A 16,848-nucleotide genomic window follows, 5' to 3' on the forward strand; every position below is an offset into this window, starting at 1 on the left:
GTGGTGTCAGGGCAGGTAGGGGGCAGCGCCGGCTTCGATGATGGCGGCGCTGGCGGCGAACTCCTCGGGGCCCTTGCCCATGGGGTCGGGGACGTCATGGCCGTCGGCGAGGTAGAGGCGCAGCTTGTGCTCGTTGCGAGGGCCGGCGATGGGGCGCAGCTGGTCGAGGACGGAGCGGTCCATGGCCAGGACGAGGTCGGCCCAGGTGATGAGGGCCCGGTCGACCTGGGTGGGGTGGTGGTCGGTGAGGTCGTAGCCGAGGTGGGCAGCCGCGGTGATCACGTCAGGGTGGGCGGTCTTGCCGACCCACATGTCGATGAGGCCGGCGGTCCGGACGTCGAGGGCGGGGCCGGCCTTGGTGGCGAGGACGGCGCCGGCGAGGGGGCTGCGGCAGTAGTTGCCGAGGCACACCGTCAGGATGCGTCGGACGCGCTCGGGGGTGGGGTTGCTCATCGGTGGGCTCCGGTGCTGGTGAGAGCCTGCTGGAGGGCGGTGGTGACGTGGTGGATGTCGTCGTCGGTGAGGTGCTGGTGGAAAGGGAGCGTCATGATCTGCTCCCCGAGGCGTTCGGTGTCGGGCAGGGGCCGGTGCCAGGGCGTGAACGCCGGCTGGGTGTGGCTGGGCGGGTAGTGCACGCCGACGCCGATGCCGTGTTCGTGCATGTGCCGCCAGACCTGGTCGCGGTGGGGGACGGTGATCGCGCACAGGTGGGGGACGGAGTGGTCGACGTCGACGTCGACCAGGGTGACCGGCAGGTCGGCGAGTGCGGCGCGGTAGGTGCGCCACAGGTGTCGGCGGGCAGTCTCGGCGGTGGCGAAGTGGGCGAGCTGGACGGTGCCGATCGCCGCGTTGAGCGCGGACATCGGGTAGCGGAACCCGGCGCTGGTGACCTGGTAGGTGGTGGAGGCGGCCCGCTGGTCGGCGCTCGCGGTGATGCCGAGCAGGCGTAGTTCGCGCAGACGGGCGGCTTCGGCGGTGGTGCGGGGGATGACCATGCCGCCCTGGCCGCAGGTGAGGTTCTTGATCGGGCCGAAGCTGAAGCAGGTCAGCTGTCCGGTGGCGCCGACGCGACGGGTGCCCTGGTAGGAGCCGAAGGCGTGGGCCGCGTCCTCGATGACGGTGATGCCGTGTTCGGTGAGGTGGGGGTGGATCGGGGTGAGGTCGATGGCGCGGCCGCCGTAGAGGACGGGCATCACCGCGGCGGTGTCGGCGGTGATGGCTTCCAGCACTGTGGTGGGGGTGACGCAGGCGGTGGCGGGGTCGACCTCGGCGAAGCGGGGGCGGGCACCACAGGCGCGGATGGCCTGGATGGTGGCGGCGAAGGTCAGGGAGGGCACGATCACCTCGTGGCCTCGGCCGATGCCGGCGGCCACGAGCGCGGTGTGCAGGGCGGCGGTGCCGGTGGACACGGCGACGGCGTCCGGGACGCCGAGGAAGTGGGCGACGGCCTGTTCGAAGGTCTCGGTGACGGCGGTGTGGCCGTAGTGGCCGCTGTTCAGGACACGGGCGACGGCCTGGTGCTCGGGCCCGTACAGGTAGGGGCTGGCGTTGCGGGTGGCGTCGGGCCGCTGGAGGGCCGGGCTTGTCGTCATCGGGAAGTGTCCTTCCAGGCCGGGTGGGTGGCGCGGTGGCCGGTGGCGAGGGTCTCGACGTACTTGGTGAGGAAGACGCCGGGTCGGTAGGCGAGGCGGCTGTGGTCGATCGGGTGGCCGAACAGGCCGTTGACGGTCTGGCCGACGAGGTCGGCGCCGGCGGCCTCGCTCAGGGCGAATCCGCCGGCGACGCGCACGTTCAGCTCGGTGATCAGGACGCGCTGCGGGCCGTCGTCGGTGATGAAGCCCTGGACGCAGCACAGGCCCTGCGCGCCGACCGCGGCGAGGGTCTGTTCGACGCGCTCCGCGACCTCCTGGTCGTGGAAGGTGGTGGCCACGGCCGCGAGCCCGGCCTTGACGAGGTCGCGGTGGCGCAGGACGGCGGAGGCGCGGGAGGTGCGGTCCACGACGCAGTCCGCGGTGAACTCGGTGCCGCGGACGCGTTCCTGGATCAGCGGCTCGGGCACCAGTTCGCACAGCACGCGGGCCTGCTCGCGGGTGTGGCAGAAGAAGACGTTCTGCGCGCCGTGGCCGCGGCGGGGCTTGACGACGAGCGGGCGCCCGTCGTCGGGGACCGTGTCGAGCTGCTCGGGCAGGTAGGTGCGGGGGGTGGGGATGCGGTGCGCGCGCAGGGCGGCGTCGAAGGCGGCCTTGTCGAGGCAGGTCTCCACCGCGCTCGGCTCCGGCAGCCACAGGCGCACGCCGGCGGCGGCCAGGGCGTGCTCCAGGTCCAGCAGCGGCGCGAGGTCGTTCTCGATGCCGACCATGATCGCGTCGGCGGCCGTCTCCCGGCACAGCCGCATCATCGCCTCGCCGTAGCGGGGATCGTCGGCGCGCGGGGTGGTGCGGGCGGTGACGCCGGGCAGGAGCAGGCCCGGGGCGAGCGGGTGGGCGTCGGTGGCGATCACGTGCAGTCCGCGGCGCTGGAGGGATCGGGCGAGGTCGAAGCCAGGGTTGGCGCCCATCCCGGTGACGACGATGCGGCGGGGTGCGGTCGTCATGACAGTCACTTCCCTGCGTAGGTGGGGACGGCGTCGACCGGCAGCGGCCAGCGGGCGGCGTGGTCGCGGTACCAGGCGACCGTCTCGGCGAGGTGGTCGCGCAGCGGCCGCCGGGGCTGGTAGCCGAGGGTGCCGGCGATCTTCGACCAGTCCATCGCGTACCGCTCGTCGTTGGACTGGCGGTCGGGGATGTAGCGCACGCTCCCGGGGCCGGCGCCGCAGGCCGTCAGGATGAGCTCGGTCAGGGCGGCGGTCGTCAGGTCGGTCCCTCCGCCGATGTTGTAGACCTGCCCGGGCACGCCGCCGAACAGGACGAGTTCGATGCCGGCGCAGTTGTCCTCCACGTGCAGCCAGTTGCGCACGTGCTGGCCTCGGCCATGGATGGTGACCGGCTCCCCCTGCAGCAGCAGGGTGACGAACCGCGGGATGACCTTCTCCGGGTACTGCCGCGGCCCGAAGTTGTTCGAGGAGCGGGTCACGCACACCGGCACGCCGTAGGTCTGCTGGTAGGACAGCGCCACCAGGTCGGAGGCGGCCTTCGACGCCGCGTAGGGGACGGTGGGACGCAGCGGGGTGTCCTCGGTGGCGCAGCCCGTGGGCAGCGGCCCGTACACCTCGTCGGTGGAGACGTGGACGAACTTCTCGATGGCGGCGTGGCGGGCGGCTTCGAGGAGGGTCTGGGTGCCCGTGACGTTGGTGGTGAGGAAGCCCCTGGCGTCGAGGAGGGAGCGGTCGACGTGGGATTCGGCGGCGAAGTGCACGACGGCGTCGTGGCGCTGCAGGAGACTGTCGACGAGCGGGCGGTCGAGGATGTCGCCGTGGACGAAGTGGAGGTGGGGCGAGTCCCACGCGGCGCTCAGGTTGGCCGGGTTGCCTGCGTAGGTGAGGAGGTCGAGCACGGTGACGCGTTCGATGTCCGTGCGCTGCAGGAGGCGGTTGACGAAGTGGGAGCCGATGAAGCCGGCCCCGCCCGTGACGAGGATCTTCTGCACGGTGGGGACTCCTCTGCTGGGAGTGGTGGAGGCCGGGCGGGCGGCGGTGGGCTGCCCGCATCTGCGACCGGCGAGCTGATCCGCCAGCACTCGGGCACGGAGAGTGACTGACTGTGGGGCCGAGGCATCTGTCCTGTCGGCCGGAAAGCCATGAAAGCGCGGGCCGGGGAGCCGCCAACACCCAGATTTTGTCGGCATTTTGGGTGCGCGATTCACCCATCCGGGTCGTTCTTCGACGCGGCCGCCCGCTGCTACGCTGACCGCCCTTCCTCAACGGAACGCCGATGCCGGGGGGCCACCGTGGTCAACGAGGCGCTGGTCAACGCCAGGACGCTGAACGGGCTCACGCAGGAACAGGTCGCTGAAGCGGTCCAGAATCGCATACGTGAACTGATGGAGCGTCAAGTTCGTTCGAACACAAGGCCGGTCAGGCCGGTCTCGTTTGACGCCAAGGCCATGAGCCAGTTAGAACGGGGAAAGGTCACATGGCCCGGGCGCGACGTCCGGGACGCCCTGTGCTATGTACTCGGCGTGACAACCCCGAGCGCACTGGGGCTGTACTCCAAGAGGGCCCAACCGCTCGCCGAAGGGGTGAGGACCTCGCACCGCCGTACCCTCCTCGCCGGTTCACTCGCCGGCCTCGTTCCCGTCCCGTCCCTGGCCTCGCCACCCGAGCGCCTCGGCATGGACGACCTCGCCGCCATCGAGGAACGCGTCCACGCCCTCAGCGCACTCGACCGCCAGAGCGGCGGCGCCCCCGTACGCCACTACGCGCTCGACGAACTCGAACGCACCCTGCGCCTGACCAAGGCGTCCATGCTCCCGGGCGTGCGCCGGCGGCTGTGCGCGGCAGTGGCCCATCTGGCCAACCTCGCCGCCTGGTCCTCCTTCGACGCCGGTCACGGCGCGCACTCGCGCCCCGTCTTCCACCTCGGCATCGACGCCGCCCGGGAAGCCGAGGACCCGGACGCCCTGTGCCACCTGGCCACCAACCTCGCCCGCCAGGAGATCCAGGAACGCAACCCCGCGCAGGCCCTCACCCTGACCGGCATGACGGCCGGCGCCGCCCTCTCCCCCGCCGCACTCGCCATGGTCGAAGCGGTCAAGGCCCAGGCCTACGCCCTACAGGGCGACGAAGGCCAGCTGCTGCGCCGCATGAACAACGCGGAGACGCTCTACAGCAGGTCCACCGACCCGCACAGCGGACCGCGGTGGACCTGGTCCATCACCGCGGAGAAGCTGAACAGCGACACCGGCTACGCCCTGTACCTCGCCATGGTCACCACCGGCCGGCACGCCCCGGACCTCGTTCGGACCCTTGGCGAGGCCGAGCAGCGCACCGACCCGTCCCGGGCCCGGGTGAAGGCGATGGTCTCCACCCGCCTGGCCAGCGCCCTCTACGCGCAGGGCAAGCGCGAGGAGGCCGACCGCTACGCGGCGTCGGCCTTCGCGCTGGCGTCGTCCGTCAGCTCCGCCCGGCTCGACCTGGCCATTGCCGAGATGCGGACGATCGCTGCCGCGGCCTGACCCCTGCCACTCGCCCCTGCCGGTCGTCGACGCACCGGCAGGGGTGTCGGCCGGGCAGCAGGTCGAGGGAGTGCAGGGCGTGGACCGCACGGACGCTGCCCCCCATTCCGAGCCGCCGTCCGAGCTGGTACAGGTCGGTCTTGACGGTGTTCTCGCTGAGGTGGAGCTGCTTGGCGATCTCCCGCACCGCTGTCCCGCGAGCGCGCCGTTCGACGATCCACAGCATGCGCGGGGTGATCCCCTCCTCCGGCCTCAGGAGGCCGGGAATCGGCGCGAGGAGGCCGACGCGGCAGCCGATGTCCACGGCCTGGACCCGACCGGCGACGCCGAGGTCCTCATAGAGGCCGCGAATCCGACGGCGCACGCTGTCCTCCGAGAGGCCGGTTCCGGTGGCGATCTCCGGATTGCTCAGGCCTGCGGCGATCAGCGCGAGGGCCCCGTGCCGCTTCGCGTCCAGATCGATCCGGGATCCGCACCACGGGCAGGGTCGCCCTCTGACAACACGGGGCTCCGTCACGACGTCACCCCGGAACCGGGTCGGGGGTCCGCGAAGCGAGATCGCGGACCGCGGTCGAGGCGTGCGAGCGCGGCAGGGACGGGCATCGCCCGTAGCCCGTTCATCGGGCAACCTGCGCGAGCCGGCCGTCCGGCGCCGGCCCGGGCGGTGCGGTGGCGTCACCACGGCTCGGACAACGGCACGGGTGGCTGGCCGACAGGCGCCGCAGGCCGTGGAGGAGATAGACGGCGTGCGCGGCGGTGCGGGCGCCGACCCGGCGAAGAGCACCCGCAGCTGCCCGTTCACGGTCTGCCTGCTGACGCCGAGCGTACGCGCGGCCGCTTCATGGCCGAAGCCGCGGGTGATGGGCTCGAAGGTGTTCAGCTGGCCGCCGGTGACCCGGGCCGCGATGAACGGGTCACCGGGCGGCGGGTTGAGCAGGTTGGTGCGGCAGGCGATGTCGACCGCCTGCGCGGCCGTTGTCGCGGCGAGTTGCCAGCGGCCCTGGTACGCCAACGTGCCGACCGTGTCGGTCGTCCACCTGAGGCGAGTGGCGATCGCCCGGTGGGTCAGGCCTTCGGCCTGGAGGGCGAGCACCCGGTGGGGCAGGGCGTCCAGGGTGGGCACGGCACCGCATCGCGGGCAGGGCCGGCCGGTGATCGGCAGGGCGGGGGGCATCGGAGGTCTCCGCGGAAGGTCAGGGATGAGGCGCCGGGTCAGACGGGCGGGTGCCCGTGGGTCAGGTACACCGGGGCGAACGAGTCGGTGATGCGGTCCAAAGCGCGCGCGATGCGGTCGCGGCTGCCCGGTCACCCACCGGGCAGGTGGTCCGTTACCGGCCGGAAGGCTGGTGCGTGCCGGCGGCCGGCTCGCGGGCCCGAGCCCTACCCAGGTCCCGGGGCTCCGCGAGCCGCCGCCGTTTCTGCCACCACCAACATGCTCCCCGAGCGGCAGAAGATCAGGTCAGCCGGCAGCCGGGACCGCGCCGACGGTCTCGGCGTAGGTCCTGGCGAGAACCGCGGGGTCGGTGCCGATGATCTCGGCCATGGTGGGCAGCTGGTCGGGGTGGGCGAGCAGGTGCAGGACCAGGTCGTGTCCGCCGTGGTCGTCGAGCGCGGCCACGAAGGCCTCGCCGATATCGACGGGGTTCTTCCTGCCCGTGTGTTGGTCCTGGCCCAGGGCCCACAGCAGGCTCGGCTCGGGCTCGCCGTCGATCCGGTCGACCTCGGCTTGACCGCAGTACTCGACCATGACCCTGCGCTGGACCCACTGGGCGTGGCCCTCGTAGACCGGTTGGGAGGCCACCGTCTGATCCTGCGCCAGGCCGGCGACCAGGACGCGCGCACCGGAGGTGAAGTGCTCCCACGGCATGGTCGGCCAGATGAGCAGCTGGGCGGTGTGGGTGAGCTCGTGGGCGAAGGCGCCGACCAGGTTCCGGTCGGTGGCGCGTGTGGAAGCCAGGGCGGCGGGCATGACGACCATCTCCAGGCTGTCGTCCAGGCGCAGCGCGACCGCTGCCCTGACGCCCGGCCACAACCGGCCGGCGTAGCCGCCCAGGGCGTTGCGGCCTGGCTCGATCTGCCCCAGGAGCGCGGCCTGCTCAGTCGAGTTCGCGTCGAACGCTTCGGCGGCGCGACGGACGCTGGCTTCGGCGTGTTCGGTCATCAGGTCGACGAAGCCGTCCGGGTGCACCAGGCGCACCGCTATCGCCTCGGGCAGGGGCAGGCCCGAGTGCCGTTCGGTAAGCGGCGCGGCAAGGTGAAGGAGGCGCTCCACGTGGTCGATGACCGCGTCGGAGCTGTCGGCCTCGTTGTGGAAGGTGTAGCTGGGAGTCACGGTGTCCTTCGGTGTGGTGGTGTGGCGGCGGCCGGTGGCCGGTGCCAGGGTCGGTGGTCGGTAGGGTCAGAACCCAGGCGGCGAAACCTCGCCCTCACCGCTGCGCCTGCAGCAGTTGCCTGCTGGCGCGCAGTGCCCCGCAGACCCGGCGCAGCAACTCCAGTTGCCGGTCGGGGTCCTCGTCGGCCAGTTCGATACCGGCGATGGTGTTGAGCCAGTCCGTGCATGTGTGCAGGAAGTCGAGCGCATCGCGGGCCAGGCCCAAGTGGACACCGGCGCACGCCAGGGCGTCGCAGGCCTTGGCCAACTGTTCGGTCGACGGTGCGAGGAGCGTGGGGGCGCCCCAGCGGCGCAGGTCCGCGGCGATGCGGCTTCGCGCCTCGTCGGCGGTCAACCGCGGCAACTGCCCCTCCCCGGAAACCCCCGGCGCGGACCCGGCCCTCAGGCATGCCGGTGCGGCCGCCTCGTCGTCCACTCCCACCCGTTCCGTCCCTCTCGCTCTCGTTCCGACTGTTCCGCTGCCTGGTAGCGGGGCCCGGACCCGACCGTCAGTCCGGGCCCCGCCTGGTGTGCCGGCCGGCACACCAGCGACCATGGCCCACCGCCGCGTCCCCTCCGGGCGCGACGGTCGGCCATCCGCATGTCTTCCCCGAAGGAGTCACAGGGGAGGACGGCGGCGCTCGGGGTGAACGTGGTGCCCACGAGGGTGGGGCACGCTGTTTCTCCCGCAGCCCGCCCGGTGACGGACGGGAACTCGGGCCCCTGGCGGGCCAAGTCAGAGCCACTGATGACCGCCAGGAGTCGCAGGCCGGGCCGGAGCCCGATCACGCCGAATCGGCGGCTCTTCGAGCGGCGGCGAAGAAGCTGGCGACCGCGCTCGCGGACCGCGGTCCGACGGTGGCGTCGGTCACGCCGACGCTGCCGTCCTGGGGGTCCGTGGCGAAGTGGGCGTACTCGGCGGCCACGGCGCCAAGCACCATCTGGATATCCATGAGGCGACCGATGCCATCGGGCTCGACCACCCAGACCGGCACCCTGCGCTGCTCCACGGCCCGGCCGGGCGGCGGGCACAGCAGCGCCCCATCCCTGAGTAGCCGCACCCCGGGCTGGTCGACGAGCATCGTGGTCGGCGCGACGAGGAATTCGACCGTGCCTCGGCCGACGCTGTGGAGCACGGGTCCGATCGGATCGAGCCGCTGCACCGCCCGTATGCCGAGCGTGGCACTCACCTGCACGGCCGCGAGGTGTTTCAGGGGGATTTCGGCCAGGTCGCCGGAGTGCCAGGTGTCCAGACAAGCGACCGCGTCGCGGTGGAATCCGGCGAGCCAGCGCAGCCCGGCGACGTTGGCGGGCGGGATGGCGGACGGAACTTCGGGCTGTCGCGTGCGCTTCACGCGGTGCTCCTCAGCGAAGCGGCGGCGGTGAGCAGAACCCTCGCCCACACCTTCTTGGTCGTGGGGGTCGCCGCCACGTCCATGTCGTCCGCGAGCTCACGGACGAGGATCAGTCCACGGCCGCTCTCCCCGCAGGGGACAGAGAGCCTCGGCAACGACAGGTCCGGGCGTGAGTCCAGGACCTCGATCCGGCAGTCGCCATCGATCTCCTGGAGCCGCAGATCGACCGTGTCGCCTGGCCGGCTCGCGTGCCGGATGGCGTTCGTCACCAGCTCCGAGCAGATGGTGACAAGGTCGTCCGCTCGCTCGCCTTCCCATCCCCACTCGGTGAGCACCGACCGTACGCCTCGGCGCGCGACGGCAACCATCGTCTGCGTCGCCTCAAGGGTGGTCCCCCACTGGCGGAGACGTGACCTCGGCTGCTTGACGGCCACCATCTGCATCGCTCCCGTCATCAGGAGCGTCTGCACGCCCCGTTCTTGGTTCGCTTGCGGGGATCAACAGTGGACCGGCTATCGGGACATAACCACCGCCTAAGCAGCGACACTTGGTCCTTGTTCAGGTGACAGCGCAGACAGAGTGCGGACAGTTCGCCGGCACTTCTCCAAGTCCTCTGTGATCAGCCGCCCGGTGGTGGTAGGCAAGGGGATGAAGGTCGTTCGCAGCTGGGGCTGCGGCTCCGAAGGGACCGCGATGAGCACACTGTTCGATGCCCTGGTCACTCAGGCGAAGATGGATTTCCGCAGCTTCCTCGCCGAGTACAAGCAGGTCGCCGGGGCTCTCCACCAGGAGAGCGGCGATCTCGCCTTCAGGAACGCCACTCTGACGGAGAAGAGCTTCGGGCGGTGGCGTGCAGGCGATGTCACCCGGCCCCATCACCCGACCCCCGCGATCCTCAAGCGCATGTTCGGCAAGCCCGCGCACGAACTCCTCGCACCCTGCACCGACGAGCAGGTCCAAGCGCTGCACTCAGCGCCGGCTCCTGTACTCGATGAAAGAGAACTGGCCATGACCGCACGAGATGCCCGGGCCCACGCGGCCGACGCGGCCTCACAGTTGCTGCCCGACCTCAGCCTCGACCAACTCGAAGACGACCTGGTGCGCCTGGTCCGAGCCACGAGTTTCACACCGCCTCACGTGATCTTCATGCAGGCGAAGGAGCTGCTTGGTCTCGCGACGGTGATGCTGGACCGCACCCAGGTACTGTCGCAGCGGGGGCGCCTGTTCCTCGTCGCCGGCCAGGCATCGGCGCTGCTGGCCGCTTGCGCCTTCGACCTCGGATCCATGCCCAACGCCTTCGAACTGACCCGGGCAGCCGCCCTGTACGGCCAGGTCGCCGAACACGGGCCGCTCCAGGCCTATGCACACGGCTACCTGGCCGTGCTGTACTACTGGAACGGCAACCCTGCCCAGGCTGTCCGCCAGATCGAGCAGGCCCAGTCCTTCCCCGGCGTTGGTGCTACGGGCAACGCGCGGCTCGCCGCGATCGCGGCACGCGCCTACGCGCACCTCGGCCGCGCCGAGGAGGCCCACCGAGCGATAGAACGCAGCGTGGCCGACCGCGGCCCTGCCGTGGATGATCTTCACGACAACGTGGCCGGCGAGTTCGACTTCAGCGTGGAACGGGTCGCGATGAGCAACAGCTCCAGCCTCCTGCTCCTACGGGATGGCGCCGGCGCCGAGGCCTCTGCCCGGCAGTCATTGGAACTGATCGCGGCTCGTTCCACAGGCTCCAGCCCGCTGGTCGTGGCCCCCCAGGCCGGCGCTGATCTGGCCACCGCCTTGTTGATGCGCAACGACTTGGACGGCGCCGCCGATGTTTTGCGCCCCGTCTTCAGCCTGCCCCGGGAGTGGCGCGGGGCAGGCCTCACCGTCCGTGTGAACGCGATCCGAGCCGAACTGGCGTCGCCGACCTTACGCAACACGCAGCTGGCTCGGGACCTCGCGGAACAGATCGACGATTTCACAGTGGTGGCTGCACCCCAGATCCTCGGGCCTGGCGCGGTGCGGCTCGCCCTCGACCCGCGGACCGCCTAGCGGACGCTCTCCAGGATGGTGTGCTCCTTGGCCGGGTCGATGCCGTGCCTGGCCCAACGGCGGTGAGGTACAGGGACGTTGCCCTGACTCAACCAGGACCACGTGTCCGCAACGGTCTCCGCGAGAGTCCGGTTGCGGAAGCCGGCCGCGACCGCCGTTGACGAGTCGATGACTGACACCCCTGGGTGGGTCCACCACAGCGGGAGCTCAGTCCACTGGCGCAGGCCGTTGCGCAGCAGGACCTCGTCCTCGACCCACACCAGCTCTCCGGAGCTGCCGGTCACGTCCAGGCACGCCTGGAGGAAGGTGCCCATCGTCTCCTGGCCGGCCGGTGCGGCGATATTGTGGACCTGGTGGTCGACGCGCAGGGCCTGGTCGAGCGCGAACGCTGCGACATCCCGGACGTCCACCGGCTGGATGCTCCTCGCAGGATCCCCGGGCGCGAGGATTCGGCCGCCGTGTTCGGCACGGCGCAGCCACCACGGCAGCCGACCCACGTACTCCCCCGGTCCGAGGATCACGCTTGGCCTGAGAAGGCTCGTGCGGCTGAGGCCGAACGTCTCGGTCACCGCACGCTCGGTGCCGGCCTTCCGCCGCCCGTAGTAGGGATTGACCCCGGACGCTCCCTCCGGCGGCTGACCGTGTTCCGCGCCGGCATCGGCCGGAGCCTCCCAGACCGGTGAGTCGGGGGTCAGGGGCTCGGTGGGCCAGCCCTCGTACACCGCCACCGTGGAGACGTACACGTACCGGCCGGCGACCGGTTCCAGGGCGCGGGCGCCGGCGAGTACGGCTCCGGGGTGGAGCGCAGAGGCCGAGGTGTCGATCACCGCGTCCCACGGGCCGTGCGCTGCCAGTCGGGCGAGGTCTTCGGGTCGCTCCCGATCGCCGTGCACAGCGCTCGCGCCGGGCACGGGATTTCCAGACCGCCCGCGCGTGAACGTCGTCACCTCCCAGCCTCGCGTCAGGGCATCACTCACGACTGCCGGGCCCAGGAACCAGCCTCCGCCCAATGCAAGGATCCTCATGCGGGCGATCCTGCCAGCCCGGCGCCGTCGAGCCCAGCAGAGCCTGAGCTCGCGACCGCCCTACCGCTCCCGTTGCGGAACGTTGGCCCGGGTGAGGCCGCCCGCACGGGATTGCGCCAAAAGGCCGGGGATCCTGCCAGTGGTCGAACCCCGGTCCGCCGCGAACTGGGGTGACTGCTGGGGGTGCTATCGGCGCCGGGCAGGTGCTCTCTCGACCAGGGTCGTAGGTCGGCGCGCCCGGATGTCCCGGAGTAGCGCCGGTTCTCGAAGGGAGCCCTGAAGGAATGCCCGACCTCGGCCCCCCGCCCGGCCCGGTGAGCCGGCTGCGCGCCCATCGTGCCCGCTACGGTGTCTACCTGCTCGGCTGCCTGTTGTTCTCCACCGGCGCCGCCTTCTTCATCCGGTCCGACCTGGGCACCGATCCCCTCGATGTCTTCGCGCTCGGCCTGCTGAAGCACGTACCGCTCACCATCGGCATCGCCCAGTCGCTGGTCGCCGCCGTCTGCATCCTCGTCTGGTCGGCCTGGAACCGTCGGCGCCCGGTGATCTCGCCGTTCATCACCTTCTTCCTCTGCGGCAGCGTGATCGACGTCCTGCGTGCCGTGGACGCCGCAGGACGAGTCCCGGTACCGGATGCCGCCCGCATGCTGATCGGCGTCGCCCTGTGCACCTACGGATCGGCGCTGATCATCATGAGCGGCACCGGGATTCGCGCGATGGACCTGATCGCCATCACCATGACCCACCGCTGGAACTGGCCCTTCTGGGTGTCGAAGGGGTGCCTGGAACTCCTGCTCCTGGTGTCCGGCTACCTCCTGGGCGGGCCGGTCGGTGTCGGCACGCTCTGCTTCCTGGTCTTCGTCGACACCCTGATCCAGCCGTGCATGTGGCTCAACCACCGGTTCTTCTCCCTGCGCAACCACGGGCTGGAGGAGCGTCCGGCTCCACGCCCGGCCACCGAGCCCACCGCAGTCCGGCCGTGAGCCGCCCGAACCCCGAGGGGTGCCCGTGAAGTTCGACAACCTCTGGATCTCCGCCCTCAGTGCGCACATCCCGGAGCTCGTCACCACCGAACAGGCCGTCGCGGCCGGCTGGTACGACGCCGAGGAAGCCCGGCAGCTCGACTGGCTCTCGGTCGCCGTCGCGGGCGACGAATCGGCACCGGACATGGCCGTGCGAGCCGCCCGGAAGGCGCTCGCGGACAGCGGCCACGAGCCGCGGGAGATCGCCCTGCTGCTGCACGCCACCGCGAATCACCAGGGGCCCGACATGTGGTCCCCGCAGCACTACGTCCTGCGCCACACGGTCGGCGGGAACATCCCTGCGATCGAGATCAAGCAGGGGTGCAACGGCTTCCTCGCCGCCATGGAACTGGCCGGTTGCTATCTCGGTGCGGCACCCGGCCGGACCGCCGCCCTGGTCACGTCGGCCGACAACTGGGGTGACCCGCTGGTCGACCGGTGGCGAGCGACACCGGGCGGCCTCTTCGGTGACGCGGCGACCGCCATGGTGCTCTCGCAGCGGTCCGGCTTCGCCCGCCTGGTGAACATCCGCACCTTCTCGCTGCCCGAGCTCGAGGAACTGAACCGTGGCGGGGAGCCGCTGTTCCCACCCGGGGCCACCACCGGTACCCGGGTGGATCTGCGGGAACGGGCCGCGACGTACAAGGGGGGCCAGGATCTGGTCCAGGCCGGGCAGCTGATGGGCGAGACCCAGCGGGCGCTGATCCTCGACACCCTGGACGAGGCCGGCCTGAAGCCCGAGGAGATCACCCGCATCGCCCACCAGTTCGTCGGAAGTGCGGGAATCCTCCAGCGGCTGCTGGAGCCGTTCGGGCCGGACGCGGTGGCGCGCGGCGTCTGGGACTTCGGCCGGTCCACGGGCCACACCGGCGCCAACGACCAGACCAGCGGCCTCCACCATCTGCTGTCGACCGGTCAGCTGCGCGCGGGGGACCGGGTCATGATGCTGGGCGCGGGCGCCGGCATCGCCTTCTCCTGTGCGATCGTCGAACTGGTCGGAGCGCCGCCCCGGACGGGCCGACCGTGAACGGTCGCACCACTGAGCCGCGCCCCCTGGCAACCGTCACGATGCCCCGTGCGCCAGGGGGCGCTTCACCAGCGGAGCGCTGGGTCCTGCGCCCCGCCGCACCGCGCCCCGGCAGCCGGCTGCGGCTGGTCTGCGTCCCGTACGCCGGAGGCGGCGCGGCCGTCTTCCACGGCTGGGCGGACCGGCTGCCGGCCGTCGTGGAGCCCTGGGTACTCAGGCTGCCCGGCCGGGAGGCACGCTTCGCGGAACCGCCGGCGACCGATCTCGTCCGGGCGGCCGCGGAGGCGGCCGAGGCGTTGGCGCCGATACTCCACGACATGCCCTTCGCCTTCTTCGGGCACAGCCTCGGCGGCTTCGTGGCCTTCGAGACCGTACGGTCCCTCGCCGAGCGCTGGGGTCTCGACGCCTCGCTCCTCGTGGTGTCGGCCCGCAACGCCCCCCATCTGCGCGGCCATGTCGGCACGGTGCACCAGTTGTCGGACGAGGACTTCCTCGCCGCCCTGGACCTGCGGTACCGGGCCATCCCGCCGGCGATCCGCGAGGACGCCGGTCTGCTGGCCGTCTATCTGCCGCTCCTGCGCGGGGACGTGCGGCTCCTGGAGACCTACCGGTACCGGGCGGGGCGGCGTCTGCGCTGCCCGGTGGTGGCGCTCGGCGGGGCGGAGGATCCCGAGATGTCGCTCGAAAGCCTCTCCTCCTGGGGTGAGTTGACCGACGGTGGCGCTTCGTCGTCGCTGCTGCCCGGTGGCCACTTCTTCCTCCAGTCGCACCGCGGGCCGCTGTTCGACGAACTCGCGCCGCTGCTGCTGCGGACTTTGGCACCCTGACCGCTCCGGCAACGCCGACGGCCCACCGTTTCCGGTGGGCCGTCGGCGTGGTGCTCAGACCTGTCGGCGACGCTCGGCGGTGATGAGCGCGTAGCCGAGGCCAGGGGTGTAGAAGGTGTTCACCTCCGGGTCGAGCATCGCCTTGACCACGTCCTCCCCCGCGATCCGCACCCAGTCGTCGCGGTGTTCCAGCATCTGGAGACGCAGCTCGACTCGGACCGGATCGGGAACGAGGATGTGCGGGGTCACGTCCTCGACGGTGAGGACCTCGAAGCCGCTCTGCTCCAGCAGCGGGGCGTACCGATCGAGCTGGATGGCCGAGGCGAGCGGGTGAATGGCCGACCAGTCGAGCTCCGGCTCGTGGAACATGTCGGCGATCGCCAGCCGTGCGCCCGGCTTCAGCACCCGGGCGGCCTCCTCCAGCGCACGTCCCTTGTCGGGCATGTGGATCAGCGACTCGAAGAACCAACCGGCGTCGAACGAAGCGTCCGCGTACGGCAGGGCGAGGGCGTCCGCACGCTCGAACGTGACCCGCTCGGCCAGGTCCAGCTCGCGGGCCCGGGCCGTGGCCCGCTCGACCTGCCGGACGCTCACGGTGATCCCGACCACCTCGACCCGGTGGGCACGGGCCAGCCCGAAGGCCGGCTGGCCGATGCCGCAGCCCAGGTCGATCACCCGCTGCCCGTCCTCCGGGGCCAGCCGGGTGACCATCTCCGTGGTCAGCTGTTCCGTGGCGGCCTGGAAGGACGAGAGGTCGTGCTCGTCCTTCCAGAAGCCCAGGTGAAGGTTGTTGTCGCAGATCCGGGCGTGGAACTCACTGAGTTCGTCGTACAGGTCCGCCACGTCCTCCGCGTTGGACGGCGGTGTCGGTGTCTCGGTCATCCCGTGCTCCTTCGGGCTCGTCGGTGCCGCGCTCGGTGCGCGGAGCCGGCCGCAGCGCGGCCGGTTCGTCCGGTCCTGGCGACCGGTTCGGTCAGCGGTCGTAGTACCAGTTCAGGGGGTCGGCAGTAGCGGGTTCGGGCCGCCCCTGCCGGGCCGGGGGAAAGCGGCGGCGCAGGTCGTCGAGAGCGGGCAGTGCAGCCAGGACGGTGTCGAACGGCAGCCCGAAGTCCACCAGGCAGGCGACCTCGTCGACCCCGCAGTCGCGCAGCCGCTCGACGGTGGCCGCGCACTTGTCGGGGGTCCCGAGCAGCGACCGGCGCCGGTAGTAGTCCTCGGCCATCAGCTCCGCCAGGCGGTCCTGCTCCACGGCATCGGTGCCCCGGGCGGTCCCGCCGGCCCGTTCGCCGGCGCGCTGCTGGGTCATGAAGGAAGCCAGGTAGTTCTTGACCGGCCCCCGGACGGTCTCCCACACCTGGTCCTCGTCCACACCGACGTAGGTGTGCATGCCGACGGTGACCACGCCTGCAGCCGGGTCGTGGCCCGCCGCCTCCCGCGCCTTGCGGTAGCCCGCGACGTCCTCGGCAAGCTTCTCCCAACTGGTGAGCAGAGAGAGCACGTTGAGACCTCGGGCGCCGGCCTCGCGCCAGGTCCGGGGGTTGGAGGTGTGCACCAGCCAGAGCGGGAGCTCGGGCTGGTGCGGCCGCGGATAGGTGCGGACCGGAAGCTCCCGGCCGTCGGGCCCGGGGAAGCTCACCGTCTCGCCCCGCCACAGCGCGCGCAGCGTGTCGACATGGCCGAGCGTGTACTCGCGCCGGGTCGGATAGTTGTCCGGGTAGAAGACGAAGTCTCCCTGGTGCCAACCGGTGGCCACGCACACCCCGACCCGGCCTCGGGAGAGCTGGTCGACGAGAGCCCACTCCTCGGCCACCCGCACCGGGTGATGGTGGGGCAGCACCACGCTGCCGGCCCGGATGGAGAGCCGCTCGGTGGCTACCGCCAGGGCGGCGGACAGCACGGCCGGGTTGGGGAAACTCCCGCCGAACTCCTGGAAGTGCCGCTCCGGGGTCCAGATCGCGGTGAAGCCGCGTCGGTCGATGAACCGGGCGACGTCCAGGACGAACCGGTAGCGGTCGCCGAAGTCGTGGCGGTCGTTGGCCGAGAAGAAGTAGACGCTGAACTCCATCAGGTCC

At 71.3% G+C, this 16,848-nt stretch carries 17 protein-coding genes; 5 read left to right on the top strand and 12 right to left on the bottom strand.

Annotated features, from left to right (window positions below):
- Positions 1-6: 6 nt before the first annotated feature.
- From ACIQTO_RS11775 to rfbB, 4 genes are read right to left on the bottom strand one after another with little or no spacing between them, the layout of a single operon-like run.
- Positions 7-453, bottom strand: coding sequence for a low molecular weight phosphotyrosine protein phosphatase (locus ACIQTO_RS11775; RefSeq protein ID WP_402386335.1), 447 nt, complete (start codon positions 451-453; stop codon positions 7-9).
- Positions 450-1,592, bottom strand: coding sequence for a DegT/DnrJ/EryC1/StrS family aminotransferase (locus ACIQTO_RS11780; protein ID WP_402386338.1), 1,143 nt, complete (start codon positions 1,590-1,592; stop codon positions 450-452). The genes ACIQTO_RS11775 and ACIQTO_RS11780 overlap by 4 nt, the downstream gene beginning before the upstream one ends.
- Complete coding sequence (locus ACIQTO_RS11785) at positions 1,589-2,593, bottom strand: ATP-grasp domain-containing protein (RefSeq protein ID WP_402386340.1); 1,005 nt, start codon at positions 2,591-2,593, stop codon at positions 1,589-1,591. Before ACIQTO_RS11785 ends, ACIQTO_RS11780 begins: the two co-directional genes overlap by 4 nt.
- Before the next feature lie 5 nt (positions 2,594-2,598).
- Positions 2,599-3,585 (bottom strand): dTDP-glucose 4,6-dehydratase, encoded by a 987-nt coding sequence (gene rfbB / locus ACIQTO_RS11790; RefSeq protein WP_402386342.1) that lies wholly within the window; start codon positions 3,583-3,585, stop codon positions 2,599-2,601.
- 531 nt (positions 3,586-4,116) lie between these two features.
- Here rfbB and ACIQTO_RS11795 point away from each other — a divergent pair.
- The gene (locus tag ACIQTO_RS11795) at positions 4,117-5,112 is read left to right on the top strand and encodes a hypothetical protein (protein ID WP_402386345.1); all 996 of its coding nucleotides are present in this window, start codon (positions 4,117-4,119) and stop codon (positions 5,110-5,112) included.
- Here the strand turns inward: ACIQTO_RS11795 and ACIQTO_RS11800 are convergent.
- The 5 genes from ACIQTO_RS11800 to ACIQTO_RS11820 all read right to left on the bottom strand — a co-directional run bounded on the left by ACIQTO_RS11800 (position 5,051) and on the right by ACIQTO_RS11820 (position 9,308).
- Entirely contained in the window at positions 5,051-6,235 is a 1,185-nt protein-coding gene (locus tag ACIQTO_RS11800) for a LuxR C-terminal-related transcriptional regulator (protein ID WP_402386348.1), read from the bottom strand. The two genes, ACIQTO_RS11795 and ACIQTO_RS11800, sit on opposite strands and share 62 nt — an antisense overlap.
- A gap of 336 nt (positions 6,236-6,571) precedes the next feature.
- On the bottom strand, positions 6,572-7,444 hold the full coding sequence (locus tag ACIQTO_RS11805; protein ID WP_402386351.1) for a hypothetical protein: 873 nt from the start codon (positions 7,442-7,444) through the stop codon (positions 6,572-6,574).
- A gap of 94 nt (positions 7,445-7,538) precedes the next feature.
- Positions 7,539-7,919 (bottom strand): hypothetical protein, encoded by a 381-nt coding sequence (locus tag ACIQTO_RS11810; RefSeq protein WP_402386354.1) that lies wholly within the window; start codon positions 7,917-7,919, stop codon positions 7,539-7,541.
- A gap of 349 nt (positions 7,920-8,268) precedes the next feature.
- Positions 8,269-8,838 (bottom strand): hypothetical protein, encoded by a 570-nt coding sequence (locus tag ACIQTO_RS11815; RefSeq protein WP_402386357.1) that lies wholly within the window; start codon positions 8,836-8,838, stop codon positions 8,269-8,271.
- Positions 8,835-9,308 carry an ATP-binding protein gene (locus ACIQTO_RS11820; protein WP_402386360.1) on the bottom strand — a complete coding sequence of 158 codons (474 nt, stop codon included), beginning with the start codon at positions 9,306-9,308 and terminating at the stop codon, positions 8,835-8,837. The genes ACIQTO_RS11815 and ACIQTO_RS11820 overlap by 4 nt, the downstream gene beginning before the upstream one ends.
- A gap of 223 nt (positions 9,309-9,531) precedes the next feature.
- Between ACIQTO_RS11820 and ACIQTO_RS11825 the strand changes: the two genes are divergently transcribed.
- The gene (locus ACIQTO_RS11825) at positions 9,532-10,875 is read left to right on the top strand and encodes a hypothetical protein (RefSeq protein ID WP_402386362.1); all 1,344 of its coding nucleotides are present in this window, start codon (positions 9,532-9,534) and stop codon (positions 10,873-10,875) included.
- On the opposite strand, the gene ACIQTO_RS11830 is transcribed toward ACIQTO_RS11825, so the two are convergent.
- Positions 10,872-11,900: an NAD-dependent epimerase/dehydratase family protein gene (locus ACIQTO_RS11830; RefSeq protein ID WP_402386365.1), complete on the bottom strand. Its 1,029-nt coding sequence runs from the start codon at positions 11,898-11,900 to the stop codon at positions 10,872-10,874. The two genes, ACIQTO_RS11825 and ACIQTO_RS11830, sit on opposite strands and share 4 nt — an antisense overlap.
- A 284-nt stretch (positions 11,901-12,184) precedes the next feature.
- On the opposite strand from ACIQTO_RS11830, the gene ACIQTO_RS11835 reads away from it, so the two are divergent.
- Genes ACIQTO_RS11835 through ACIQTO_RS11845 form a run of 3 tightly spaced genes read left to right on the top strand, consistent with a single transcriptional unit; the run spans position 12,185 to position 14,776 of the window.
- Positions 12,185-12,883 (top strand): YitT family protein, encoded by a 699-nt coding sequence (locus ACIQTO_RS11835; RefSeq protein WP_402386367.1) that lies wholly within the window; start codon positions 12,185-12,187, stop codon positions 12,881-12,883.
- A gap of 25 nt (positions 12,884-12,908) precedes the next feature.
- The gene (locus tag ACIQTO_RS11840) at positions 12,909-13,949 is read left to right on the top strand and encodes a ketoacyl-ACP synthase III family protein (protein WP_402386370.1); all 1,041 of its coding nucleotides are present in this window, start codon (positions 12,909-12,911) and stop codon (positions 13,947-13,949) included.
- Between the two features lie 41 nt (positions 13,950-13,990).
- Entirely contained in the window at positions 13,991-14,776 is a 786-nt protein-coding gene (locus ACIQTO_RS11845) for a thioesterase II family protein (protein ID WP_402386373.1), read from the top strand.
- Between the two features lie 54 nt (positions 14,777-14,830).
- Here ACIQTO_RS11845 and ACIQTO_RS11850 read toward each other — a convergent pair whose 3' ends face one another.
- Both ACIQTO_RS11850 and ACIQTO_RS11855 read right to left on the bottom strand, forming a co-directional pair.
- Positions 14,831-15,658 (bottom strand): methyltransferase domain-containing protein, encoded by an 828-nt coding sequence (locus ACIQTO_RS11850; RefSeq protein WP_402386375.1) that lies wholly within the window; start codon positions 15,656-15,658, stop codon positions 14,831-14,833.
- 91 nt (positions 15,659-15,749) lie between these two features.
- Complete coding sequence (locus ACIQTO_RS11855; RefSeq protein ID WP_402386377.1) at positions 15,750-16,841, bottom strand: MupA/Atu3671 family FMN-dependent luciferase-like monooxygenase; 1,092 nt, start codon at positions 16,839-16,841, stop codon at positions 15,750-15,752.
- Between the last annotated feature and the right edge of the window lie 7 nt (positions 16,842-16,848).

This window comes from Kitasatospora sp. NPDC091207 (assembly GCF_044768625.1).
Taxonomy (GTDB): domain Bacteria; phylum Actinomycetota; class Actinomycetes; order Streptomycetales; family Streptomycetaceae; genus Kitasatospora.